This window comes from Erythrobacter sp. SN6-5, from assembly GCF_057364945.1.
Genome location: NZ_CP200282.1, coordinates 1,141,903 through 1,166,590, shown reverse-complemented (window position 1 = coordinate 1,166,590; position 24,688 = coordinate 1,141,903). Strand labels below are relative to the sequence as shown.

Annotated in this window: 23 protein-coding genes and 2 pseudogenes; 11 read left to right on the top strand and 14 right to left on the bottom strand. The window is 56.3% G+C overall.

The genetic code is table 11. The features are described from left to right. Positions 1-7 precede the first annotated feature (7 nt). The 4 genes and pseudogenes from AC0V6Z_RS05805 to hisS form a co-directional block, all read right to left on the bottom strand. On the bottom strand, positions 8-649 hold the full coding sequence (locus AC0V6Z_RS05805; RefSeq protein WP_472640412.1) for a DUF4167 domain-containing protein: 642 nt from the start codon (positions 647-649) through the stop codon (positions 8-10). Between the two features lie 263 nt (positions 650-912). Next, a complete protein-coding gene (prmC, locus tag AC0V6Z_RS05800) occupies positions 913-1,731 on the bottom strand; it encodes a peptide chain release factor N(5)-glutamine methyltransferase (RefSeq protein ID WP_472640411.1) in 819 nt (272 codons plus the stop codon). After that, positions 1,728-2,795, bottom strand: coding sequence for a peptide chain release factor 1 (gene prfA / locus AC0V6Z_RS05795; RefSeq protein ID WP_472640410.1), 1,068 nt, complete (start codon positions 2,793-2,795; stop codon positions 1,728-1,730). Before prfA ends, prmC begins: the two co-directional genes overlap by 4 nt. Then, positions 2,792-4,070 (bottom strand): annotated as a pseudogene (gene hisS / locus AC0V6Z_RS05790) (histidine--tRNA ligase). Before hisS ends, prfA begins: the two are co-directional and overlap by 4 nt. Before the next feature lie 105 nt (positions 4,071-4,175). Between hisS and ppa the strand changes: the two are divergent. Next, a complete protein-coding gene (gene ppa / locus AC0V6Z_RS05785; RefSeq protein ID WP_472640409.1) occupies positions 4,176-4,703 on the top strand; it encodes an inorganic diphosphatase in 528 nt (175 codons plus the stop codon). 7 nt (positions 4,704-4,710) lie between these two features. Here the strand turns inward: ppa and AC0V6Z_RS05780 are convergent, their stop codons facing one another. Then, a complete protein-coding gene (locus AC0V6Z_RS05780; RefSeq protein ID WP_472640408.1) occupies positions 4,711-5,106 on the bottom strand; it encodes a hypothetical protein in 396 nt (131 codons plus the stop codon). A gap of 199 nt (positions 5,107-5,305) precedes the next feature. Between AC0V6Z_RS05780 and lptB the strand changes: the two genes are divergently transcribed. From lptB to AC0V6Z_RS05745, 7 genes are all read left to right on the top strand, one after another. Next, entirely contained in the window at positions 5,306-6,097 is a 792-nt protein-coding gene (gene lptB, locus AC0V6Z_RS05775; RefSeq protein ID WP_472640407.1) for an LPS export ABC transporter ATP-binding protein, read from the top strand. Positions 6,098-6,117: 20 nt separating this feature from the next. Then, positions 6,118-7,620 carry an RNA polymerase factor sigma-54 gene (gene rpoN / locus AC0V6Z_RS05770; RefSeq protein WP_472640406.1) on the top strand — a complete coding sequence of 501 codons (1,503 nt, stop codon included), beginning with the start codon at positions 6,118-6,120 and terminating at the stop codon, positions 7,618-7,620. A 226-nt stretch (positions 7,621-7,846) separates the two neighbouring features. Next, positions 7,847-8,542: a response regulator transcription factor CtrA gene (ctrA, locus tag AC0V6Z_RS05765; RefSeq protein WP_472640405.1), complete on the top strand. Its 696-nt coding sequence runs from the start codon at positions 7,847-7,849 to the stop codon at positions 8,540-8,542. A 179-nt stretch (positions 8,543-8,721) separates the two neighbouring features. Continuing rightward, positions 8,722-10,116, top strand: coding sequence for a LysM peptidoglycan-binding domain-containing protein (locus AC0V6Z_RS05760; RefSeq protein WP_472640404.1), 1,395 nt, complete (start codon positions 8,722-8,724; stop codon positions 10,114-10,116). 9 nt (positions 10,117-10,125) lie between these two features. Then, positions 10,126-10,674 (top strand): hypothetical protein, encoded by a 549-nt coding sequence (locus tag AC0V6Z_RS05755; RefSeq protein WP_472640403.1) that lies wholly within the window; start codon positions 10,126-10,128, stop codon positions 10,672-10,674. Between the two features lie 39 nt (positions 10,675-10,713). After that, entirely contained in the window at positions 10,714-11,415 is a 702-nt protein-coding gene (gene trmB, locus AC0V6Z_RS05750; protein WP_472640402.1) for a tRNA (guanine(46)-N(7))-methyltransferase TrmB, read from the top strand. Between the two features lie 55 nt (positions 11,416-11,470). Then, entirely contained in the window at positions 11,471-12,703 is a 1,233-nt protein-coding gene (locus tag AC0V6Z_RS05745) for an S-methyl thiohydantoin desulfurase family protein (RefSeq protein WP_472640401.1), read from the top strand. Here the strand turns inward: AC0V6Z_RS05745 and AC0V6Z_RS05740 are convergent. Further along, the gene (locus AC0V6Z_RS05740; RefSeq protein WP_472640400.1) at positions 12,700-13,755 is read right to left on the bottom strand and encodes an aminotransferase class V-fold PLP-dependent enzyme; all 1,056 of its coding nucleotides are present in this window, start codon (positions 13,753-13,755) and stop codon (positions 12,700-12,702) included. The genes AC0V6Z_RS05745 and AC0V6Z_RS05740 overlap by 4 nt on opposite strands. An 80-nt stretch (positions 13,756-13,835) precedes the next feature. Then, positions 13,836-16,097: an NADP-dependent malic enzyme gene (locus AC0V6Z_RS05735; RefSeq protein ID WP_472640399.1), complete on the bottom strand. Its 2,262-nt coding sequence runs from the start codon at positions 16,095-16,097 to the stop codon at positions 13,836-13,838. A gap of 117 nt (positions 16,098-16,214) precedes the next feature. Between AC0V6Z_RS05735 and mutS the strand changes: the two are divergent. Continuing rightward, a pseudogene (gene mutS / locus AC0V6Z_RS05730) lies at positions 16,215-18,853 on the top strand (DNA mismatch repair protein MutS). 26 nt (positions 18,854-18,879) lie between these two features. Beyond that, the gene (locus AC0V6Z_RS05725; RefSeq protein WP_472640398.1) at positions 18,880-19,290 is read left to right on the top strand and encodes a hypothetical protein; all 411 of its coding nucleotides are present in this window, start codon (positions 18,880-18,882) and stop codon (positions 19,288-19,290) included. A gap of 60 nt (positions 19,291-19,350) precedes the next feature. Here the strand turns inward: AC0V6Z_RS05725 and AC0V6Z_RS05720 are convergent, their stop codons facing one another. From AC0V6Z_RS05720 to gluQRS, 4 genes are read right to left on the bottom strand one after another with little or no spacing between them, the layout of a single operon-like run. Continuing rightward, on the bottom strand, positions 19,351-20,220 hold the full coding sequence (locus AC0V6Z_RS05720; RefSeq protein ID WP_472640397.1) for a 3-hydroxyacyl-CoA dehydrogenase NAD-binding domain-containing protein: 870 nt from the start codon (positions 20,218-20,220) through the stop codon (positions 19,351-19,353). A gap of 59 nt (positions 20,221-20,279) precedes the next feature. Continuing rightward, positions 20,280-20,855, bottom strand: coding sequence for a cob(I)yrinic acid a,c-diamide adenosyltransferase (locus AC0V6Z_RS05715; protein ID WP_472640396.1), 576 nt, complete (start codon positions 20,853-20,855; stop codon positions 20,280-20,282). Positions 20,856-20,879: 24 nt separating this feature from the next. Continuing rightward, on the bottom strand, positions 20,880-21,110 hold the full coding sequence (locus tag AC0V6Z_RS05710; protein WP_472640395.1) for a hypothetical protein: 231 nt from the start codon (positions 21,108-21,110) through the stop codon (positions 20,880-20,882). A gap of 9 nt (positions 21,111-21,119) precedes the next feature. Further along, positions 21,120-21,953 (bottom strand): tRNA glutamyl-Q(34) synthetase GluQRS, encoded by an 834-nt coding sequence (gene gluQRS, locus AC0V6Z_RS05705; RefSeq protein WP_472640394.1) that lies wholly within the window; start codon positions 21,951-21,953, stop codon positions 21,120-21,122. 151 nt (positions 21,954-22,104) lie between these two features. Between gluQRS and AC0V6Z_RS05700 the strand changes: the two genes are divergently transcribed. Then, complete coding sequence (locus AC0V6Z_RS05700; RefSeq protein ID WP_472640857.1) at positions 22,105-22,707, top strand: HNH endonuclease; 603 nt, start codon at positions 22,105-22,107, stop codon at positions 22,705-22,707. 22 nt (positions 22,708-22,729) lie between these two features. Here AC0V6Z_RS05700 and AC0V6Z_RS05695 read toward each other — a convergent pair whose 3' ends face one another. From AC0V6Z_RS05695 to AC0V6Z_RS05685, 3 genes are read right to left on the bottom strand one after another with little or no spacing between them, the layout of a single operon-like run. Then, complete coding sequence (locus tag AC0V6Z_RS05695; protein ID WP_472640393.1) at positions 22,730-23,146, bottom strand: DUF4112 domain-containing protein; 417 nt, start codon at positions 23,144-23,146, stop codon at positions 22,730-22,732. Positions 23,147-23,164: 18 nt separating this feature from the next. After that, entirely contained in the window at positions 23,165-23,827 is a 663-nt protein-coding gene (locus AC0V6Z_RS05690) for a hypothetical protein (RefSeq protein WP_472640392.1), read from the bottom strand. A 10-nt stretch (positions 23,828-23,837) separates the two neighbouring features. Beyond that, the gene (locus AC0V6Z_RS05685; RefSeq protein ID WP_472640391.1) at positions 23,838-24,638 is read right to left on the bottom strand and encodes an ABC transporter substrate-binding protein; all 801 of its coding nucleotides are present in this window, start codon (positions 24,636-24,638) and stop codon (positions 23,838-23,840) included. Between the last annotated feature and the right edge of the window lie 50 nt (positions 24,639-24,688).

Below are 24,688 nucleotides of genomic sequence, written 5' to 3'. Positions count from 1 at the left end.
TAAGGCTTTATTGGTCCACAGTTTCCAAACTGTCGCCGCTGCCTTCTTCGCTCGGTGTGTCACCGCCAATCGCTGGCGGAAGAACAGAAGCATCGATTTCATCAGCAACTTTGTTATCGCTTTTGGGTTTGCGCGGCTCGCGAGGTTTCCGGCGCGTGGTGCGACCTTCCGACTGACCTTCACCGCGCGGCTTACGCGCGCGGCGCTTGGGTTCTTCCTCGCCCACGTCATCCGAACTTGCATCACCCGCATCCGCTTCAGCGCCATTGTCGCTGTCAGATTGCTGGTCATGTGCCTGTTCATCCCGGCGTGAACGTGGTAGGCGCGAGCGGCGACGGTTTTCACCGTCTTCATCCTCATCGCCGTCCTCACCTGACTGGCCGCGCTCTTCCTGGCGTTTGGCGCGCGCTTCGTCCTGACGGGCCTTATTATCAGCGATTACACGCAGATAATGGTCGGCAAATTGCAAATAGTATTCAGCTTGAACCCGGTCGCCGTGATGCTGAGCGTCTTGCGCCAGTTTCTTGTACTTATCGAGCAATTGCGGCGCGTTACCGCGTGCCCTGCTGTCGATCCGGTTTAGCTGATTGCCGCCGCCTTGATTGCGATTACCGCGACCGCGGCGACGATTATTACGATTGTTATTCAAGGAAATTCATCCTCATTTACGGCTCTCAGGCAAATTTTCATTTTACCATGACCAGTAGACCCCTCGTCCAAACGCCACTTTCAATCTTGGCGCGCGCTCCGCGCTGTACGAGCCGGGGGTATCCACGCGGCAAATCCATGCTTTCATACGGAGCTAGACCAATTGATTTGCAGCCCGTGCCGATCAATTGCCTGATTCGGGGTTAGCGAGGCTGGCCGCGTTTGCCAAGCCCTGACGAAAATTCGTCAACCCCGAATCGCTGATCAAGTGAGGATCAACGCGCGATCACGGCCTGCCAGATCGCGAACAATCTCCACATCAAAACCCTCTGTTTCAGCGATTGAGCTGACGGCTGGCGCCTGATCTGCCCCTATTTCAAGCACTGCGATACCATCAGGCGTTAGCAGAGCACGCAGTTGCGGGATGATGCGCCAATAGTCATCCAGCCCCTCATCGCCCGCAAACAGAGCGCTCGGAGGCTCGAATTCGCGCACGTCCGGCTCCAGTACCGCGTCCCTTTCCACATAGGGCGGGTTGGAAATGATCAGATCGTAACGACCGCTGCCCTCGCTCCAGCCAGGCACGCTCCAATCGGCGACGCGAAGCTGTGCTCGATCAGCAACGCCCAGTCTTTCGGCATTGGTCTGTGCCACAGCAATCGCTGCCGATGATTGGTCGATACCCAAGCCGGATGCCTCGGTTTCCGACAACATAGTGAGTAAGAGAGCCCCGCTTCCCGTACCAAGATCAAGGATCCGGCCGGGATTTGGAGCTTTCAAAAGCGCTGCTTCAACCACGCTTTCGCTGTCACCACGAGGGATCAAGACATCGGATGTGACGCAAAATTCACGTCCATAGAACTCCTGCACGCCGGTTATGTAGGCCACTGGCTCGTGCCCTAGACGCCGCTCTAGGAGAGCCGCAAAGCCAGCAGGCGCCTCATCCGTCATATGCCTCAGCAACATGTCAGAGCGGCTTACACGAAGAGCGTGCGCCATCAGAATTTCGGCATCAAGGCGCGCGGTATCACTTGTGCTCGAGAGCTTGTGAGCGGCCTCGCGCAGGGCCTCAGCGACGGTCATTCGTTGAGCGCAGCCAGCCGCTTGCCCTCGTCCTCTGCCGTCAATGCATCGACCAGTTCGTTGAGGCCCGGGCCTGCGAGCACATCCTCAAGCTTGTGCAAGGTCAACCCAATGCGATGGTCGGTTACCCGACCCTGAGGGAAATTGTAGGTCCGGATCCGTTCGGAACGATCGCCTGAACCCACCATAGCTTTGCGGGCTTCCGCCTCGGCGCCTTGCGCTTCATCGCGGGTTTTCTCGAACAGACGCGCACGCAGAACCTGCATCGCCTTCTCACGGTTCTTATGCTGGCTGCGCCCGTCTTGGCAGGTGACTACCAGCCCGCTTGGCTCGTGGGTAATGCGGATTGCGCTGTCGGTCGTGTTGACGTGCTGACCCCCGGCGCCACTGGCCCGGTACGTGTCGATCTTGAGGTCACCTGGATCGATCCGAATATCCACCTCATCCGGCTCTGGCAGCACCGCGACGGTCGCCGCAGAGGTGTGGATACGCCCGCCACTCTCAGTCTCAGGGACGCGCTGAACCCGGTGCACACCGCTTTCAAATTTGAGCTTCGCAAACACGTCAGCGCCGCGCACATTGGCGACGATTTCCTTGAAACCGCCGACTTCTGATGCGTTCATGCTGACAGGTTCGACTTTCCACCCCTGCTCAGAGGCAAAGCGCTCATACATGCGGTAAAGATCGCCAGCGAACAAAGCCGCTTCATCGCCGCCCGTCCCTGCGCGAATTTCCAACATGGTCAGCTTGCTGTCGGCGGCATCACGAGGCAGCAAGGCAATGGCGAGCTGGCGCTCTGCCAAGGGCAATTGCTCCCGTAGCTCACCGAGTTCTTCCTCAGCCATCGCCTTCATTTCAGGATCAGCCAGCATGTCTTCGAGGCCGGTGATTTCCTCTCGCATGGCCTTAACCTGCAGCGATAGCTTCGCGACCGGCTCCAGTTCCGAGTAGTCGCGTGAGGCACGCACAAACTCGTCACCTTCCAGCGTGCCAGATGCCATACGAGCTTCCAGCTCCGCGAAGCGGTGAGCGATCTGATCAAGGCGTTCGGCGGGGATGGTCAAGACAAGAAACCGTTAAGGCCGCTAATAACCTTATAAACTTCATCGAAGCGCTCGGACGTCAATCTATCATCAACAAGGCGAAAAGAATGCTCAATCGGCCCCACGCGATAATTTGCCATTGAAACTATCATCCCGGGCCTCTGTTTTTTTGCTCGGTCAAATCGCTTTTTGGGGCTGCCAGATATTACACAATCAGCAGAAATCCCCGCGTTTCGTAAAGTAGCCACTTCCTTTTGCGCATGCAGCTCAAAAGCTGGATGCTCTGCGACGACCATTACTTCGATGAACGGCTCTTCTTTCTCCCCAACCAACATCGCCAAGCGCTCAATTCCGGCCGCCCAGCCAACCGCTGGCGTAGCAAGCCCGCCCAGGCTTTCCATCAAACCATCATAGCGCCCACCGCCAAGGACCGTGCTTTGCGCACCCAGAGCTTCTGCCGCTGCAGAACCTTCGTCCGGGATGAACTCAAAGGCGGTGTGGCGGTAATAATCTAGCCCACGCACCAGTGCCTCTGCCCTCACCCATTTGACGCCTGCCGCATCCAGACCGTCAGTCACAGCCTTAAAGAACGCCCTCGCCTCATCAGATAGGAAATCATCGATTTTTGGTGCGTCAGCTAGGAACGGTTTATCCCGGCCATCCTTGCTATCAAGGATACGCAGCGGATTCTTCTCCAGCCGCTGCTGCGAATCTTCTGACAGTTGATCCTTCACTGCGCTGAAGTATTCGATCAACGCCGCGCGCCAGGCCTCCCGGCTTGTCCCATCGCCCAAAGTGTTGAGATGCAGCGTCACCCCTTCGATACCCAGCTCTTTCAAGAGTTGGTCAGCCATCGCAAGCAGCTCAACATCGGCCTGCGGTTCCACGGCACCAATGATCTCGGCATCGATCTGGTGAAACTGCCGATACCTGCCCTTTTGCGGACGTTCATAACGGAACAGCGGGCCGTGGGTCGCCGCCTTTAGCGGCGCGTGCTGCTGCCAACCGTTGGTCAGGTAAGCACGGGCAATTCCGGCGGTAAATTCTGGCCTGAGGGTCAGCGAATCCCCGCCGCGGTCCTCAAACGAGTACATCTCTTTAGAGACAACATCCGTCGTCTCGCCAAGCGAGCGCGCAAACACTTCCGTCTTCTCAAACACTGGCATTTCAATGCGGCGAAATCGGTAAAGCCTGGCGCACGCGCTCAAAGGTTTCGACCACGAACGCGAAGGCTTCAGCATCAGCGCCAAAGATGTCTTGCGTCCCACGAATGGCTTTTGGAGTGTTTTTCGACATTTCACTTGAGCGATTAGGGGCAAGATCATCTTGCCGCAATAGAGCCGCGCAGCTAGGGGGCACTCAAGCTCTGGGAGAGGGCTTTGACACTAGTAGGATAGCAGCATGCGTATCGACAAAATCTCGACCGGAAAAAACCCACCTGACGAACTCAATGTCATCATCGAAGTGCCCACTGGCGGAGAGCCAGTGAAGTACGAATTTGACAAGGAAAGCGGCGCATTATTCGTCGATCGTATTCTACACACGCCGATGCGTTACCCGGCAAACTATGGGTTTGTGCCGCACACGCTCAGCCCTGATGGCGATCCATTGGATGCTCTGGTGATCGCGCGCACACCTTTTATGGCAGGCTGCGTAGTGCACGCACGCCCCATTGGTGTTCTGAACCTAGAAGACGAACACGGCGGCGATGAAAAGCTGATCTGCGTGCCGGTAGACACGACTTTCCCGTATTACTCAGACGTTGGTGAGACCAAGGATTTGCCGTCGATCATTTTTCAACAGATCGAGCACTTCTTCACGCACTACAAAGATCTTGAAGCCGAAAAATGGGTCCGGATCGGTAAATGGGGCGACCGTGCAGAAGCCCGGCGGATTGTTGTAGAGGCAATCGACCGCGCTCAGGTCTGAGCGTGATCTAAGCCCAAAGAAGCGAAGAGACCGCTTTAAAGCAAAAAGTCAGCACGAACGGCAGGCCAATCGCCAATACCCAGAGGCCAGCAAGATCGCGCCGGAATGCCGGACGATATGCTTGGTCTGCCGCTTCGCTGTCTGACAGGCCAGTCCAGCGCTTCTCGAACCAGCGACAGGCGGGAATGATTGCCGCGACCAAAACCACCAGCGCGATGTATGGTAGGATCGATGCCCCACCCGTGTTAAGCGCCTTGATCGTCACAAAGATCTGAAGCCCCGTATAAACGAGCAGCGCATAGGCAACGTGGTCGCTCATCGATTTGCGCCAGTCGAGAGCGCCAGCTTCAGCCTTGCTGTCAGTCTGCTGGTCTACGTCATAGCGATGCGCGATATTTTTCATTGTGCCGCTCTCCAACGGATTCGTTCCCCAAGCGCCGAGTATTTCAAATTGCAACGAATCTTGCAAGCTCAGTAACCAAACCGCAATTTTGTTGCATGGTTTGCAACTCCGCAGAGCGAGAATGGCGGCACGCAAAAATCCTGCCAAATTGGGTAATACTGCCCTTTTATGTCTGGATTGCGGTGCTAAGGGTTATCAGATGAATGAGACAAACGCCCTGGCCGAGATGCCTGAAAGCGGCACCGCCGATGCCACCGCGCCGCTGCCTGACGGCGGCCTTGAGGTCATTTCCATTGCTAAGAGTTATGACAAGCGCTCTGTCCTAAGCGACATTTCATTAACGGTCGGCAAGGGCGAAGTGCTGGGCCTGCTTGGCCCCAATGGCGCAGGCAAGACGACGTGCTTCTACTCTATAATGGGTCTTGTTCGCCCGGATTCCGGCCGGATACTGATGGACGGCGAAGATGTCACCAAGCTGCCAATGTATCGCCGCGCGATTTTAGGGCTTGGATACCTGCCACAGGAAACCAGCATTTTTCGCGGCATGACTGTTGAGCAGAACATCAATTGCGTGCTGGAAATGGTTGAGCCAGACAGTGATACCCGAGCGCAGGAGTTGGAGCGTTTGCTCGGTGAGTTTGGCCTCACTGAGCTGCGCAGCTCGCCAGCCATGGCATTGTCAGGCGGCGAACGTCGACGCTGCGAAATCGCCCGCGCGCTGGCGGCAAAGCCTTCCATCATGCTGCTTGATGAACCGTTTGCAGGCATCGACCCGCTTTCGATCAGCGACATTCGCGATCTGGTGAAAGACCTCAAAGAGCGCGGAATTGGCGTCCTGATTACAGATCACAACGTTCGAGAAACGCTCGATATCGTAGACCGCGCATGCATTATATATGGCGGACAGGTTCTCTTCGCGGGAACACCGCAGGCTCTTGTCGCAGACGAAAACGTCAAGCGGCTCTATTTGGGCGAAGGCTTCACTTTGTGACGAGGCGGCGGAACTAAATCATGGCGCTCGGCCCAAGGCTAGACCTACGCCAGTCACAGTCTTTGGTGATGACGCCGCAATTACAGCAGGCGATCAAACTGCTGGCGGCGTCAAACCTCGAAATCGAAACCTTCATCTCCGACGCTTTGGAGGCCAATCCGCTGCTCGAGGCAGGGGCTCTGTCCAGCGAAGACAGCGGACCTGGCGGAGAAAGTGATGACATACCGCGCGAAGAATTCACTGCCGATCAGTTGATCGGCCAAGCGCAAGGCGAAAGCGAGGCTCCGCTCGATTTGGACACTGGCGCACTTGACCGTGACCGTGACACAGGCGACGGCGCGGGCGGACCCGCTGCGGCGGATGCAGAGTGGGGAGCGGCCGCGAGCGGTGGTGGCGGTTCGGACATGTTGCCGGATCTTGAGCAAACAAGCGCAGCACAAATCACTCTTGCAGAGCATCTCAATGAGCAAATTGGCGCGGCGGCCAAAAACGAGGGAGAAGCCTTCATTGCGCGCCATTTGATCGGATTGCTCGACGAGGCCGGCTACCTCACCTTCGATTTGCGCGATGTTGCCTATGACCTCGGGGTGGAGTTGCGCGATGCTGAGGACGCGCTAAAGGCAGTGCAAACACTCGACCCCAGCGGGGTTGGCGCACGCAGCCTGTCTGAATGCCTGGCGATCCAAGCGCGCGAGGCAGACCGCTATGACCCGTGCATGGCACAATTGATTGACCATCTGGAATGGGTCGCGCGAGGCGAAATTGCCCGGCTGAAGCGCGTTTGCGGAGTGGACGAAGAAGACTTTGCCGACATGCTGGCCGAATTGCGCGGTTATGACCCAAAACCAGGGCTGGCCTATGGTGCAAGCACAGCGAGCGCGGTGGTGCCTGATATCCTGCTCACTGATAATGGCGAGGGCGGCTGGGATGTTGCGTTGAATGAGGAGACGCTGCCGCGCCTGATCGTCAACCGATCTTACTTTGTTGAACTGCGCGATGGCGCGCCGGATCCCGATGCGCAAAGCTGGCTGAAGGAAAAGCTGGCAGACGCACATTGGCTCATCCGGGCGCTGGACCAGCGCCAAAAAACCATTCTCAAGACAGCGGCCGAAGTCGTGAAAAAGCAAGAGGGCTTCTTTCGCAATGGTGTGTCGGACCTTCGCCCACTGACCTTGCGCGAAGTGGCCGAAGAAATTGATATGCACGAAAGCACAGTCAGCCGTGTGACTAGCAACAAGTTCCTGCATTGCGAGCGCGGCTGCTTCGAACTCAAATATTTCTTCACCAGTGGCGTTTCATCGAGCGATGGCGAAGGCGCGTCGTCCGAAGCAATTAAGGCCCGCATCAAAGCTTTGACCGATGCCGAAGAGCAGAAGAAAATCCTGTCTGACCAGAAACTCGCTGACCTATTGAAAGAGGAAGGCTTCGATCTGGCGCGCAGAACGGTTGCTAAATATCGTGAAGCCATAGGTATCGGCTCAAGCGCAGAACGACGTCGGCAAAAGAAACTGGCCAACCTCTGAGTCAGAGCTTTGCCGCGTCCGAGCATGCCTAAGCACCTCAGAAACGCGCGAATTTGGGTCATCCGCCGCATAGGTGCGAACCCCTGCGACTCGCCGGTTTCTCATGCTTTACGGTAAATTAACCTTTTCCGTTCAGAACTTATGTGGTTAATACATGGCAACAACTCTTAGCGAGGAGTTACCGTGACACTTTGTTACGATGATCTGGGTATATAGGGGACCAGCAATGCGTGTGCTCTTGATTGAGGACGAGCCAACAACGGCCAAAGCAATTGAGCTTATGCTCACGACAGAGGGCTTCAATGTCTATTCGACCGACCTCGGCGAAGAAGGCTTGGATCTAGGTAAGCTGTATGATTACGATATCATCCTGCTCGACCTTAACCTCCCAGACATGCACGGATATGACGTGCTTAAGAAACTGCGTGTTGCGAAGGTGCAGACACCAGTTTTGATCCTTTCAGGCATTGCCGAAATGGACAGCAAGATTCGCAGCTTCGGATTTGGCGCTGATGACTACGTCACCAAGCCATTCCACCGCGAAGAACTGGTTGCTCGTATCCATGCTGTTGTGCGCCGCTCAAAAGGCCACAGCCAATCCATCATTCGCACTGGCAAGCTTGCCGTGAACCTCGACGCGAAGACTGTTGAAGTCGACAGCGCCCGCGTTCACCTGACCGGTAAAGAATATGCCATGCTTGAGCTATTGAGCCTGCGCAAAGGCACAACGCTGACCAAGGAAATGTTCCTCAACCATCTGTATGGCGGGATGGACGAGCCTGAGCTCAAAATCATTGATGTTTTCATTTGCAAGCTGCGCAAGAAATTGAGCCATGCTTGCGGTGGTGAGAACTACATCGAAACGGTCTGGGGCCGCGGCTATGTGCTGCGCGATCCGGATGCGGAAGCAGAGGCCGCTTAAGCGCCTGAACGAATTCTCCAGTCTTCTGGGACGGGAACAATAGACGCCCGGGGCAGCGATGCTCCGGGCGTTTTGCTGTGCTTGCCGCGCTCTAAGGTCGCCCCGCCGCAATCTCTACGAATCGTATAGTTACAGCGCGTGATCGCTATGGGAGTACTCGCAGCGATGGAGGCATGGTCATGGTAAACGCAGCCACGCAGCATATTTCTAACGATACCGGCCGTATCGCCGCGGCGATGCAAAGTGCGAGCGCTCAAAGCAGCTACACGATACGGAGCGGCGACACGCTCAGCAGCATTGCGCAGCGGTTTGGAACTGATGTGGCGACGCTGGCGAGGGCGAATGGGATATCCAACCCGAACCGGATATATGCGGGCGAAAGTCTCAACGTGCCGGGTACGGGAACGAGCACCCATACGGTTGTAAGGGGTGACACCTTGGCGGTTATCGCCCGAAACGCAGGCCTATCCTTGCAAGCTGTGCTGAACGCCAATCCTCAAATCCGCAATGCTGACCTTATTTACCCGGGCCAAGAGATTACTCTGCCAGCAACAAGGGCGGCTGTTCCAACTGAGCCTTCGGCACCGCAATCTGGGGTCGAAGGCTCTGGCAATGGGGCACCAGCCGTCACTGGGCCGAGCGATGTTGGAGCCGTTGGAGAGACGAACTTCAACGGAGAGACCCTCAGTCTGTCGCAGGCAGACGTCAATAACTTGAAACGCGTCCTTCAAACCGAATGGGTGCAATCCGCCGGGGATGCACAGGCGCATGGGATTATCGATACTCTGCTCAATCGGACCGCCTCAGGGCGCTGGGGTGATACAGTCGCCGATGTCGCGAACGCACGGTACCAATTCTCCGATATCAATGGCCCAGTGTCTTGGCGCGATGGGCGCACATCGGTCGAACAAATCCCGATGGCTCAGGTAAGCGCGCGGGTCGATCAATTGGTGGACAGCTATCTTGCGGAGCGCGCTCAGGGCAGAGAATCCTCAATTGGATCGCATCTGAATTATGCGAATCCAAACTATTCCGATTCCGTCAATTTGGGTTGGATCAACGCACTTGATGGACCAGTGCTAGGACGAGGCGACGCCATTCATCGTCATGGCACGACGCCAGATCTTGAACGCCACCGGCCAAGCGAATTCAGAGTCGGATTGCCGGGCACGGCAAGCGTTGCACAGTCACCAGCTGAACCTGCGACTGGTCCCTTCAACGGTAGAGTGCTTGCCACTGAAGTGGGCGTTGCCATCAAAAATGATAGTGTGAACCTGTCTCAGTTGCACGCCTCCATGGACCCTGCGATCCGCGCGGTGGCCGCGGCAGCGCAGCAGCTCGGCTTGCCTCAGCCTGTCATTACAAGCGGCAATGACGCGCGGCATAGCGAGAACTCACTACACTATGAGAACAAAGCGCTGGATTTCCGGGGCAACAATCTGACCATTGCTCAAGGGAGGGCCTTGCGAGATGCCGTGAGCGAAGCTGTTGGGCCAGATTACGATGTGCTATTTGAGGTCTTCCCAAACAATCCGGCGAACAATCATCTTCATATCGAATTTGATCCAGACTAAGCTGAGGCAATGAGACGCCCCTCTGCCCTTCAATATCTCGCATTCGCGGCCCTAGCATCTGCCTTGGCTGGGTGCTCAGATGCGGACGCTCTGACGAAGGAGGAGAGCGCAGAGCAAACCGCGCCTGCCGATCCGGCGCCCTCGGCCGAAACTCCCCCAGACGACCAAAGTTCGGCAGAAATCAAGCGGACAGGTTCCCCTGCTCTGCCGCCTCCAGACAGGGCGGACGCACCGATTGAGAGCGAAGCCCGGATCATTTCCTTAAACGACGTGAAGCGCGGGGAACGCCCCGCCTGCCAAATCAACTTCACATATCCGGGCTATCCAACGCAGGAAATCCTGTGGTTCGACGAGGCCTGCTCAGCACTAAGCCCCAGCTTTATGGACCGGGCAAAGCTCGAAACGGCTGACCGCTGGGAGCGGATCGACGAATATGGTCAGATGCAAATCGCCAAGCGGACCGGCGGCATCGTCCTCTATGTTGAGGGTCAATTCACCGCATCAGTGTTCCCGATGGATTACAACAATGCGCCGATGGAAGTGGCGGTCGCGGACTGAGCACTGGACACAGGGCCGCGCTCTTTCTAGCGGGGGCACATGACTGCGCACAAAGAAGGCGACCCCACGACGCTCAACCGTTTGTACGGCCGTAGTGTCGGCAAACCCCTGCGCGCGCGCCAGCAGGGGTTGGTCGATGATTTGCTGCCTCGAATCGCCGTACCAGCAGAAGGGCCAGTCACCGCTGAAAGGCTGTTCGGCCAGGATTGCCCAATGCACTTTGAAATCGGCTTTGGCAGCGGAGAGCATCTTGCCTACCGCGCAGACTTGCTGCCGAACCATGGGTTGATCGGCGCAGAGCCATTCATGAATGGCGTGGCAGCGGCGCTTGGCCATGTCGACGATCAAGGGCTCACCAATGTCCGTTTGCACGCTGGCGACGCGCTCGATGTGCTCAGCCGCATTCCCGATGGCGCTCTGACTATGGTGTATCTTCTGCATCCCGATCCCTGGCCAAAGGCACGTCATGCAAAGCGGCGCATGGTCAATGACGGTCCGATCGCCATGATCGCAGATAAGCTAAAACCTGGCGGCGAATTCCGCTTCGGAACCGATCATACGATTTATCTGCGCCATGCACTAATGGTGATGCAGCGCTTCTCAGACCGTCTTGAATGGGTGACGGAGGGGCCGGAGAGTTTTCAGAACCGCCCATCGGGCTGGCCCGAAACGCGCTATGAAAAGAAAGCGCGCGAAGTCTTCGAGCATGAAGTCTGGTATTTTCGCTACCGCAAACGTTGAATTTGCCTTCGCGGCTCTGCTGCGCCAGACTTGTACCCTAACATAAGGGGGCAAAATGGTAGCGCGGCGACAATTTCTGGCAGGAGTGGCCATCGGCGCGGGAGCGCTTTCGGCTTGCAGTGAGATCACGAACAGTTCGGGCGGTGACCGGATTGCCGCTGCGCTCAATCAAGGTGGTAGGCTGCTAGACGCTGAAGCGCTTGAAGATGCACTCGTCGGCAGCTCCTATCTCGGCACAGGTGGGGGTGGTAGCCTCGCCGACGCGCGTGAATTGATCGCCTCAGACCTGGCGGCAGGTCATCGGTTCAGCGCGATTCCGGTCTCGGGCCTATCTGATGATGACAGGGTCGCCTGCCCTTATGGTTTGGCCAGCCTCGCGCCCACGAGCGAGGACATGCAGGCTCGGCTAGATGCCATAGAAAACCAGGTGGAAGAGCCAGTACAAGCTGCGTTCGAAACGTTGGAGCGGCATCTGGATCAAAAGTTTGCAGCCGTTATTCTGGGTGAGATCGGCCCTCTCAGCCTAGCTGAAGGCCTTTCGATAGCAGCGCGGTTGGGCGTTCCCGCGCTCGATGCCGACACAGTCGGCCGTGCGGTTCCAGAGATCAACCAGCATTCGGTAAAGGTTGCTGGAGTGCCGCTGACGCCGATTGGTGCGGCCACCCCATTTGGCGATGAAATGGTGATCGGCACTCTGGGCGATCCAACTCGCGCAGAAGACATTTTACGGAGCGTAGCCGTCGTCAGCCGCGCTTGCGGCGTCGCGGACTCTCCGATCACGGGTAAGCAGGCCAAGACGAAAGGCACACTTGTTACCGGTAGCCTCTCATTAGCGATATTGATCGGTAAGGCCGTTCGCGAAGCGAAGGCCGCCGGTAATGATCCAATCGAGGCCGCACGCGCGGCCGGCAATGGCTATCTGCTGTTTACTGGCGAGGTCGCAGGCACCGAATGGGCCGATGAAGACGGCTTCCTTCAAGGCAAAGTGACGCTGAACGGAACCGGCGATTTTGCAGGCCAATCGTTCGAAACTGACGTAAAGAACGAGCATCTCGTCGCTCGCCGAGACGGCGTCGTGATCGCGACATGCCCCGACCTTATCAGCCTGATTGACCTTGCAAGCGGCGATGGGGTCGTCAATCCGGGCTATGAAGATGGACAGTCTATTGCTGTGCTAGGCTTCAAGAGCGATCCGATCTGGCGCAGCGAAGCTGGCCTAGCGGTCTTCAGCCCACGCTATTTTGCCTATGAAATGGACTACGTGCCGATTGAGGAACTGATTAGCTAAAGCGCTGAAAGCAACGCGGCAACGTCAGCCTCATCGTTATAGAGGTGCGGTGTCACCCTCAACGAATCCCCGCGCTGCGAAACAAAGATCTGATTGGCCGCCAGCCTTCCGGTTAAACCATCGGGCACGCCTTCAGGAAAACCGAGCGAGAGGAAATGCGGCGCACGCACGCCAAGCGGTGCAGCCGTAAGCCCCAGTTTTGCAGCCTCATGCGCAATCGCCCTGGTCAGCTCACCCAGAGTTTCAGCAATCCTCTCCACCCCGAATTCAATCAGAAAGTCGAGCCCAGCACTGGCGCCAAAAAGCTGCGGCGGATTTGATTTCTCCCCCATGTCGAACCGACGAGCACCGGGCTGAAAATCTTCGCTATAGTCAACCAGCCGATTAAAATCCTCCGAACCGCTACGATTGATCCAATTGTGCTCTAACGGCAGCCCATCATGATAGCTCGGATCGACATAGAGCATGCCGATCCCATACGGTCCCATCAGCCATTTGTAGCTTGCCGCGACCGCGAAATCAGGTCGCACCTTGGCAAAGTCAATTGGCATCGCACCCAATGACTGAGTCAGGTCGAGAACCAGAGCCGCACCAACCGAACGGCATTTAACGCCGACAGCCTCCAAATCGACTATGCGTCCATCGGCCCAGTGGCAATTGGGCACCGCGACGATGGCCGTGTCTGGTCCAATGGCATCCAGAACAGCATCGGTCCAAGCGGCGTCTTCATCACGCTGCACCGTCACAACCGTTCCCCCGCATTGCTTGGCCAATTCGCGCCAAACATAGACGTTGGATGGGAATTGATCCGCCAGGGTTACGATCTCTTGCCCGGTTGATAGCGATAGATTGTTGGCCGCAACCGCCAAAGCGTAACTGACCGATGGCACGATCGCCAAATTGTCTGCGCCAACATCCGTCAACTGCGCCGCGCGGCGCCGAAATTGTTCGCTATGAACAAAGAAGTCAGCCGGACTAATATTCCAAGGCGTCGCCTTTTGTCGCGAGGCATCCGCCATCGCTCGGACTACGTCGTGCGATAGCGGCGCCATATAAGCGCAATTGAGGTAGTGTACGTCGCGTGGGATCGAAAAACGATCTCGTTGACAGGCAATACCAGGCATGCAGAGGTCTAGCCCACCACGCCTGCGCTCGCGAGAACCGCTAGGGTCAAAACATCCGGCGCAATCGCAGTCATCGGCACAATCTGAACTGGTTTTTCCATGCCAATCAACATTGGCCCAATGGTGTCATTCCCGGCCAGCTCTCTGAGCAATTTTGCGGAAAGATTGGCTGATTGCAGCCCCGGCATAATCAGCACATTGGCAGGCGCAGACAGGCGACTGAACGGATAGAGCTCCATTACCTTGGGATTAAGGGCGGCGTCTGGCGCCATCTCACCTTCATACTCAAACCCAGGATCTTCACGGTCCAGAATTGCAACGGCTTCGCGAATATTGCCTAGCCATTGGCCTGAAGGATTCCCGAATGTCGAGTACGACAGGAAGGCGACCCGTGGTTCATGTCCCATACGCCGTGCGACAGCGGCCGTTTCCTTGGCAATATGAGCCAATTCTTCCGCGCTCGGGCGCTCGTTAATCGTCGTGTCAGCCAGAAATGTTGTGTGGTTTTTGCCGATCATCATATGCACGCCAAACGGCAATGCATCCGGCTTCTTGTCGAGCACCAGATTCACCTCTCGAGCCGTCTGCGCGAATGTCCGCGTTAGGCCAGAAATCATCCCGTCGCCGTGGCCAAGTGCAACCAGTAGGGCCGCAAAGACGTTGCGCTCTTGGTTTACCATTCGGCGCACATCACGCTCTGTGTAGCCTTTGCGCTGCAGGCGTTTGTAGAGGTATTCTACCATCTCAGGGACATGTTCTGAGGTCGCGGAGTTTTGAATCTCAAAACTGCCCGGGTCAGACACCGACAATTGATGCAATTTGTCGACAACAGCCTTCGTGCGGCCGACCAAAACTGGTGTCCCGTATCCGAAATCGCGGAACTGAATGGCCGCGCGCAGCACCACTTCCTCTTCCGCCTCGGCAAACACCATCCGCTTGGGATTGGCTTTCGCTTCGTTGTAGGTGCCCGTGAGGACGGCGGTTGTTGGATTGAGGCGCGATTTCAGCGCATGACGATAGGCGTCAAAATCTTCGATCTTGGCCTGTGCCACGCCAGAATCCATCGCGGCCTTAGCGACAGCGGAAGAAACCACCTCAATCAGGCGCGGATCAAACGGCGCCGGAATAATGTAGTCTTTGCCGAACTTTTGGTTCTTGCCGTAGGCGCTGGAAACCTCTTCTGGCACTTGTTTGCGAGCCAGCTCCGCAATCGCATTGGCGGCGGCAATCTTCATTTCTTCATTTATCGTGGTCGCCTGCACATCGAGTGCGCCGCGAAATATGAATGGGAAACCCAGTACGTTGTTTACCTGGTTCGGAAAGTCCGACCGGCCAGTGGCAATGATCGCATCCGGACGCACTGCCTGCGCTTCGTTTGGCATGATTTCTGGAACGGGATTGGCCATTGCAAAGATGATGGGTTTATCCGCCATCTTCTTCACCCATTCCGGCTTCAAGGCTCCGGCTGCCGACAGGCCGAGGAAAATGTCAGCACCGACTAACGCCTCTTCCAGGCTCGACGCATCAGTGTCGACGGCATGCGCGCTTTTCCACTGATCCACATTGTCACGTCCCGGAGTGATAGGACCGGTGCGATCACACATAATTACGTTCTCATGAGCAACACCCATTGCCTTGATAAGCGCAGTGCAAGCAATCGCTGCAGCCCCGGCGCCATTGACGACGATCTTTACGTCTTTCACGTCTCGGTCAGTCAAATGACAGGCATTGAGCAACCCGGCGGCTGTGATAATCGCGGTCCCGTGCTGGTCATCGTGCATGACAGGAATGTTCATCCGCTCACGCAATGCTTGCTCGATAATAAAGCATTCCGGGGCTTTGATATCTTCCAGATTGATGCCGCCAAAGCTCGGCTCCATTAACGCCACCGCTTCAATGAAGGCCTCTGGATCCTCAGTCGCCAGCTCCAGATCGATAGAATCGACATCTGCGAAGCGCTTGAACAGCACTGCCTTGCCTTCCATGACCGGCTTTGAGGCCAATGCCCCTAAATTACCGAGGCCGAGAATAGCCGTGCCATTTGAGATAACCGCAACCAAGTTTGACCGGGCAGTGTAGCGGGCCGCAAGACTGGGATCAGCGGCGATAGCTTCAACCGGAGCGGCAACCCCTGGTGAATAAGCGAGACTGAGATCACGCTGAGATGCCATTGGCTTTGACGCCACAATTTCAATTTTGCCCGGACGAATTGTCTCGTGATAAAAAAGGGCTTCTCGGGTCGTGAATGTGACTTGCCGGTCATCGGCCATCTGGAGGTCTCCCAAATCGATTTCTACCGTGCGCTTAGCGACCTAACGATGCAAACGATAGGGGAAAGGAGCCTAGGGGCCGTTCCGAATCGCTCTACGGGTGTCTAGGCCTAATCCATGGCCGGAAAAACGACACCGATGATGGAGCAATTCCTCGCCCTCAAACAAGAGGCGGGTGACTGCTTGCTGTTCTATCGGATGGGCGATTTTTTCGAGCTGTTCTTTGACGATGCCAAGACTGCATCGGCCATTCTCGATATCGCCCTCACCACCCGCGGTGAACACAGCGGCGAGCCAGTGCCGATGTGTGGTGTTCCGGTACACTCCGCCGACAGCTATCTGGCCCGTTTGATCAAGGGCGGCTGCCGGGTCGCGATTGCAGAGCAGGTGGAAACACCAGAAGAAGCCAAAATAAGGGCTAAAAAGGAAGGCACTCCTTCTTCCAAGGCGCTCGTAAGACGCGACATCGTGCGCTTTGTGACGGCTGGAACGCTAACTGAAGAAGCCTTGCTTGAGCCGCGCAATGCCAATTTGCTCGTCGCATTGGCTGATGTCCGCGGGGCGATCGGTTTGGCCAGCTGCGACATCTCAACAGGCATAATGGCCTTAGAAGAATGTACGCCAGATATGCTGGGTGCATATTTGGCACGGCTTGGCGCAAACGAAATTGTTGCACCGGAAAACTGGACGCATGGGCCAGATGAAATCACGCCTCGGCCGAAAGGTGATTTTTCAAGCGACGATGGCTCGGAGCGGCTGCGTAAGCTTCATGGTGTTGCGACATTGGATGGGTTTGGCGATTTCTCGCGCGCTATGCTGGCGGCGGCGGCTGGCCTGATTGCCTATCTCGAGCATGTAAGTCGCGGCAATCTGCCTATGCTCCTCCCGCCAGTCTCACGGCGCGGTGCCGAAGGCATGGTGATGGACGAGGCGACCCGCGCGAGCCTAGAAATCTTGCAATCTCAAGATGGCTCGCGCAGCGGCAGCTTGATCGCGGCAATCGACCGCTGCGTTACCGGAGCTAGGCGCTCGGCAATTGGCAGAAGACTTAGGCTCACCATTGCTTGACCAATCCGCAATTGAAGAGCGGCTATCCTTAGTTCAGTTCTGGCATAGCCAGCCGATTGACCGCGCAGACCTGCGCGAGACCTTGCGCGCACTGCCGGATATTGGCCGCGCCTTGGGCCGAGTAGTAGCTGGTAGAGGAAGTCCACGAGATTTGGGTCAGGTGCGAGATGGCCTTAGAGATGCCCGACTGCTTCATGAGACGCTGATAAAGCAAAGCGATCACCCAAGCCTGCTGAAGCAGCTCATGCCATGCCTGACCGGTCACAGCGCCTTGGTAGATTTGCTAACAAATGCGCTTGTTGCGGCCCCTCCGACAGAGCGATCTGGAGGTGGATATATCGCGGATGGTTACGACGCAGGGCTGGACGAGCTGCGACAAGTCTCCGGCAATGCGCGCAAGGCGATTGCCGCAATGGAGGCGAGATACCGCGAAGAGACGGGAATTGCCTCGCTCAAGATCAAACACAACGGTGTGCTCGGTTATTTCATTGAGGTGCCTAGCCGGCATGGCGATGCTTTGATGGAGCAAGACAGCGGCTTTACCCACCGGCAGACGATGAAAGGGGCCGTGCGGTTCAATTCGGTGTCGCTGCACGAAGAAGCAACCCGAATTGCTGAGGCTGGCGGACGCGCATTGACAGCGGAAGAAGCGCATTTTGAAGAGCTGACTGGCGCGGTGATCGCCTCACAGCAAGCCATTGCGCAAACTGCAGCAGCGCTGGCCCGAATTGATTTAGCAGCGGGCCAGGCGGAGCGCGCAGCAGAAGGCGATTGGTGCAAGCCTGAGATCGTCGATACGACCGAACTTGCGATCACCGCTGGCCGCCATCCTGTCGTAGAAGCTGCTTTGGCCAAGACCAATGATCGCTTTGTCGCTAATGATTGCAACCTGGCGCGGCAAGACCGCCTGTGGTTGATTGGCGGACCCAATATGGGCGGTAAATCGACCTTCCTGAGGCAAAACGCGCTGATCATTTTGATGGCACAGGCGGGCGGTTATGTACCAGCAAAAGCAGCCAGAATTGGGCTAGTCGACCGGCTGTTCAGCCGCGTCGGCGCTTCAGACAATCTCGCAAGGGGACGCTCAACCTTTATGGTGGAGATGGTCGAAACCGCTGCAATCCTCTCGCAAGCTACTGAGCGCAGCTTTGTCATCCTTGATGAAGTGGGCCGCGGAACGTCCACCTACGACGGCTTGGCGCTCGCATGGTCGGTCGTTGAGGCAGTGCATTCCAAGATTACTTGCCGCTGCTTGTTCGCCACCCATTACCATGAGCTTGCTCGGCTAGCCGATAGCTGTGAAGCGCTGTCTTTGCACCATGTGAAAGCGCGCGAATGGAAGGGTGATTTGGTACTCCTACACGAAGTATCAGAAGGCCCTGCGGATCGTTCTTATGGTCTTGCTGTGGCCAAATTGGCTTAGCGTCCCGGCTCCAGTCGTAAAGCGAGCCAAGCAAGTGCTGCAAAAACTGGAGGCGGCCCGGGCAGAAACTGGAGGCATCGCCGCTGGGCTGGGCGAATTGCCGCTGTTCGCGAATGCAGCCCAGACGGATGAACCCGGAGAACTCGAAGCTGGCGATATCCTGAAAGAGAAGTTGGAAGGCGCTGATCTTGATGCCTTATCGCCTCGAGAAGCGCTTGATTTTCTGTACCATCTCAAAAACGAGTTGACGTCTACCAAACCTTAACCAAGTTCGGGTATCGCTCACCCATTATGGCGATATTCGAGAATTACAAACCCGTCTTGGCCTTTGCCGCGATCGTTGTTGGCGGCGTGGCGATTTTTGGTAGCTCACTTTCCGCAGACACTAAGGGTTCAGCAACAGATAGCGAGCAAAGCGAGATTAGCTCGGACTTACCACCAATACCTGCGGACCAGCGAGCATCTAGCCCAGTACCAAACGAACAGCCGGTGATTAGCGATTTTGCATCTGATGCAGAGCTGGTTGATGATACCAACGGGTTTGATCCAAATCCTGATAGTTCTCCGACTACAGGTGGCACGCGTGCTAATCCACAAGCCAACCAAGGTGCGGCTGAGTCATCTCAAAGTCGTGGCGGCCTCACCCCAGTAAAGAGAGAACCAGGGTCCAACCCGCAGGATTGGCTCAAGCCCGATCTGTAAGACTTAATCTTTAGACATATTAGGTCGGAAGACGCCTTCTCATAGAAGCCTCCAGAGAGACTACCGCGTTGGAACCGGCGCCTCGCCTGTATAATCATAAAAACCGCGTCCGGTTTTGCGGCCCAGCCAACCCGCCTCGACATATTTCACGAGCAGCGGCGCTGGGCGATACTTTGTATCGCGCGTCGTTTTGTAAAGCACCTTGATGATATCAAGGCATGTATCGAGCCCAACGAAATCTGCGAGTTGCAAGGGCCCCATGGGATGGTTGAGACCCAGTCGGCACCCCTTATCGATGTCTTCAATACCAGCGGTTGACTGGCCTAGAACAAACACAGCCTCATTAATCATGGGCAGCAGTATGCGGTTTACAACGAAGCCTGGCTCGTCCTGGCTCAACACCACTTCTTTGCCTAAACCTTCAGCAAATGCCGAAATTTGATCGGTTGTATCCTGTGAGGTCGCAAGCCCAGGGATAACCTCAATCAGACCCATCACCGGCACAGGGTTGAAGAAATGCAACCCGATAAAGCGCTCTGGATCGGGCGAATAATTCGCCATACGCGTTATCGGAATAGAGCTTGTATTGCTGGCCATGATCGCATCGCCAGCCAGAACTTTGCCAGCGCGCTCAAAGATCGCTTGCTTGATCGCCTCTTGCTCAGTCGCGGCCTCAATAATCAGCCCTGCTTCGGCCATAGGTGCGTAATCGCCAATTGGCGTGACCTTGGTGAGCACGGTTTCAGCAGCATCTGCTTCGATCTTTCCGCGCCCAACCAGTTTTACAAGGGCCTTTTCAATAGCGGCTTTACCAGCTTCAGCGCGAGCCAAATCCACGTCGGATAGCATAACCGGCATGCCATGCTGAGCAATGGTTTGAGCAATGCCAGTGCCCATCTGCCCGGCTCCAATAACCGCTATCGTCCGCATGAAGAATCCCTTCGCAAGTGCAGCAAAGAGCGCGTGTTAGCGATGCAAATCCCGCTTGGCTAGCGATTAGCTCCCGGCACCCATTTAACATCGGCGCGGCCATTGTCGTTGAGCACTCGGGCCAGCACGAACAAACAGTCGGACAGTCGGTTGATATAGGCAAGCGCTGATGGGTTCACAGCATCATGTTCTGATAGTCGGGTCATCGCCCGCTCGGCTGCACGAGCCGAAGCTCGGGCGACGTGAGTGCGCGCGGCGGCTTCGCTGCCACCGGGCAGCACGAAGCTGGTCAATGGTTCTAGCTCTTCATTGAGGCCGTCAATCTGATCCTCAAGCCAGGTCACTTGAGCAGGAACGATCCGAAGCACCATTTCCGACGGCGTGAAATCACCGGCTTCGCTTGGAGTCGCGAGGTCAGCGCCGAGATCAAAAAGATCGTTCTGAGCCCGTGTAAGGAGTTGCTTATACAGCCCCTCAGCCAAATGGCATGCGGCAAGACCAATCGCGCTGTTCGTTTCATCAACGCGGCCAATGGCTGAAATTCGTGCCGAGTGCTTTGCCGAACGCGATCCATCGACTAGACCGGTGGTGCCGTCATCCCCGGTGCGGGTGTAAATCTTGTTGAGTTTTACCACGTCTCTTTGCGCCCCTAGACCGGCCTAGCGTGCCACAACCAAAATGATCGCCACGACCAGAATAGCCAGCGCCTGATATTTGATCCGTGCAAACATCGCTTTGTTTTGAAGCAATTGCATATCGGTGGCAGTCTCGCCCTCGCCCGTCTCCAGGTCGATCTTCGTCGTTTTAAGAAATGCGATAATACCGCGAACGAGCGACACAAGCACCAGAACGCTCAAGACGGCCAGAACAGCTATGAGAAAATATGTCATGCGCAGTATTTAGGCGCTTTCCAGTGAGATACCACCCGGCAAACGTTGCAACCGCAATTGCTCTGCCAGCAAGAGGCCGTCCGCGCCCTGCTCTCGCATGTCGGCCAGCGAAGACGAACCGCGCCGTTTTGCAAGCTTCTTGCCTTGCTCGTCGAGCAAGAGTTTATGATGATGCCAACGCGGCACTGGCAGTTCGAGAAGCTCTTGCAAAAGACGGTGAATATGAGTCGATGAAAAGAGGTCAGAGCCGCGAGTGACCAAAGTCACTCCGTCTGCTGCGTCATCCAAAGTCGCAGCCAAGTGATAGCTGGCGGGTTCATCCTTGCGCATGATCACGACATCGCCGAAATCGCGCGGATCGACCATCACCGATCCGACATGTTCATCCGTCCAGATCAATTCGCCGACGCCTGCCATTGCTTTGTTCAGATCGAGCCGCAGGCAATGCGGTTTCTCCAGATCGAGATCGTCTCGCCCCTTGCAAGTCCCGGGATAAAGGCCGCTTTGAATGCCAGCTGCCTGCTGCGCGCGCTGAATCTCTGATCGCGTGCATATACATGGATAGAGGAACCCTTCGTCCTTCAATTTCTGCGCAGCAGCCCGATAGCTTTCAATCCGCTGTGACTGTGGGGTCACTTCCTGCCAATCGAACCCAAGCCATTCGAGATCACGCCGGAATTCATCCACCAGCTCTGTCCGCGACCGGGCACCGTCAATGTCCTCAATCCTCAGCAAAAATGTGCCTCCGGCTGCCTTAGCCAGATCATGCGCAATAATAGCCGAAAAGGCATGGCCAAGGTGCAAGTGACCGTTGGGGCTAGGGGCAAATCGTGTGACAATCATCGCAGCTTTCCACTGCCACAGTGGAGGAAGAAGCGCGATACCACCCAAAATCCTTGTGGAAACCCAGCACGTCATGGGTTTGACTATTTCACGTGCCACGGCATTCTCATGGCAATCGGAAAGGATCACGAGTGTGTTCAAAGCCGAATTGATGGAGCGAGTGGCGCGGTTTCGCAGCGCCGACGAAGACCCGACATGCAATCCGTCGGCATGCCCCGCGCTCGTGCTCAACGCGGATTACACCCCGCTGTCTTATTACCCTCTGAGTCTGTGGCCTTGGCAAACTGCGATCAAGGCGGTGTTTCTAGACCGGGTAGATATTGTCGCGAGCTATGACCGCGAGGTTCATTCCCCTTCGCTGGACATGAAGATTCCGAGTGTCATCGCACTTAGGCAATATGTTAAGCAAAGCGAGTTTCCCGCCTTCACACGGTTTAATCTGTTCCTGCGTGACCGATTTCAATGCCAATATTGCGGGCAAGGTCAGGGGCCTGGACAGAACCTGACCTTCGATCATGTCATCCCGCGCCGTCTGGGCGGTAAGACGACGTGGGAGAACATCACCACTGCTTGTGCACCGTGCAATATGAAGAAGGGCGGCCGCACACCGAAACAGGCGCATATGAGCCTGATGATGAAGCCAATTCGGCCGACAAGCTGGCAATTGCAGCAATATGGCAAAATGTTCCCGCCCAACTATCTGCATGAGACATGGCGAGATTGGCTCTATTGGGACATCGAACTGGAAGCTTAACGCCCGTTTTCTTGGCTTTGTTCTAACCTTCAATCACCCGAGTCTCCGGGTGATGTGCGTCGAGATGCTTGATAATGATGCGCAGATTCTTCGAGTTCGAGCGGTAGAGAAAGTCAGCTGCGTCCCCAACTACCGGCAACAAACCAATAGCGGTATCGAATGCGACGTTCACGCCCATACGCCAAAGCTTCCACTTTGGAATTTTAAGGTTGCGCGCTTCCCAAATAATATAGGCACCAAGAGCGGTGGTAACCAGATCACCGATAACCGGGATCAAACCAACAATCGCATCCAGACCAATGGGCATATTGACGCCTGGCACGCGAAAAGTGCGCTCCAGAAGGTTTTCCATCGCGACCACGCGTTGCCGCACAGAACCGGGATCCGTGCCAGTTGGTAGGGCGAAATTTATCGCCTGTGGTCGTTCAGGCCCATCCATAGTGTCTCTCCTTACCCCCTAAATGGTGGGTTGAGAGAGCGGGAACAAGGGGTGCACGCCCCATTGGTTGGGCTGGTAGGCGTTAACAGTGCCCCGAACCAGGGACCAACGCACGGGCACACCAAGCGGAATAAACACCTCCTCCGCAACCATTATCGCGTGCGCTTGCGCCAGCAACAACGCCTTTTCACGCGGGTCGCGCGCGGTCAGCGACTGCGCCACCAATTGGTCGGCTGCTTCGGAACATAGCCCAATTTCAAGCTCGCAATTGAATTGATTGAGATACCAACGGGGCGAGGAATAGCGCGCCAGCCGGTCTCTCAACTCCAGGTCAGCGCCCGTGCCAGGCTCCATCTTGATCAGCCGAAGGCCCACGGTCTCCCAATCTGCCACCAATTGATTGAACAACAAATCACCGCCTAGCCCAGAGGGCAGCGCGACGCGCAAAACGGCCTCTGCGCCGTTCTCGGTTTCCCAACTGGTAATCCGGCGAGATGCAACACTGCGGCGCTGAGCTAGTGTTAGGTCTTGCCACCGCTCATCACCGGTGGTGACAGGCTTAAGCAAATCCAACGGCACCACCCAGCTGGTCGATTGCCATCCACCCAGACTGAACGGCTCGATCAAAGCATCCCGATCAATCGCCATCGACAGTGCTTCTCGCAAAGCGGGCGTTGCCAAGACGCCATCGTCATTGCGGATCGCAAACCCAAACAGGCTTAGCCGCCGGATCGACCCGAATATTTCCGCGTGACAGCGGGCCCAGCTGCGCCAATGGGAAGCTGACCAACTGGCCATTTAGCAGAATATCAACATCGCCATTGGAGAACGCGGCCACTGCACGCTGTTCTGACATGGCGCGCACAAGGATCGGCCGAGCGTTTTCTTCCCAATCCTGGCGGGCGGGCAGGCCTCGCTCCTGAGGCGGCAAGGCATTCAAACGAGCAAGAAGCGGGGTCTCTTCATCGCTGGAGACGATCATCGGTCCCATCCCGCTGCCCTCGCGCACAAAGCCAAGCTCTGGCTGGGCCATGAGCCTGAGGAACTCAGGCATCGGACTGCTCAATCGTATTTCGATCACCCGACCGGTCATGGCCCGGACTTCAGTGATTTTTGCTAAATCGAGGCCGAGTGACGTACCCTCTAAGCGGCGCAGGAGATCGCGCAGTTGGAGTCTTATGCCCTGGGCTGTAATCGCCTCACCATCCGGCCAAGTCGCTTCTCGCAAACGAAAAATATAGCTCAACCCATCGTCAGTGACGATCCAGCGTTCTGCAATTGCCGGGAGAATTTGACCGGATGGGTCGAGTGCAACCAAGCCTTCATGAGTCGATGCGCGCAAATGCTGAGCGGCAGGTGATAGGCGAACACCTTGCTGCAGCAGGCTCTTCGGCTCGCCAATGATCACCACTTTAACCGGCCCGTCGTCCGCCGAGGGACCACAGGCCAAAAGCGCCAAAAAGAAGGGGAAAAGCAGCAAGACTCGCATCATCCCCGCGAGCCTATCAGGTTGTTTCCCGTTGGTCAGCGTTGAAGCCGACG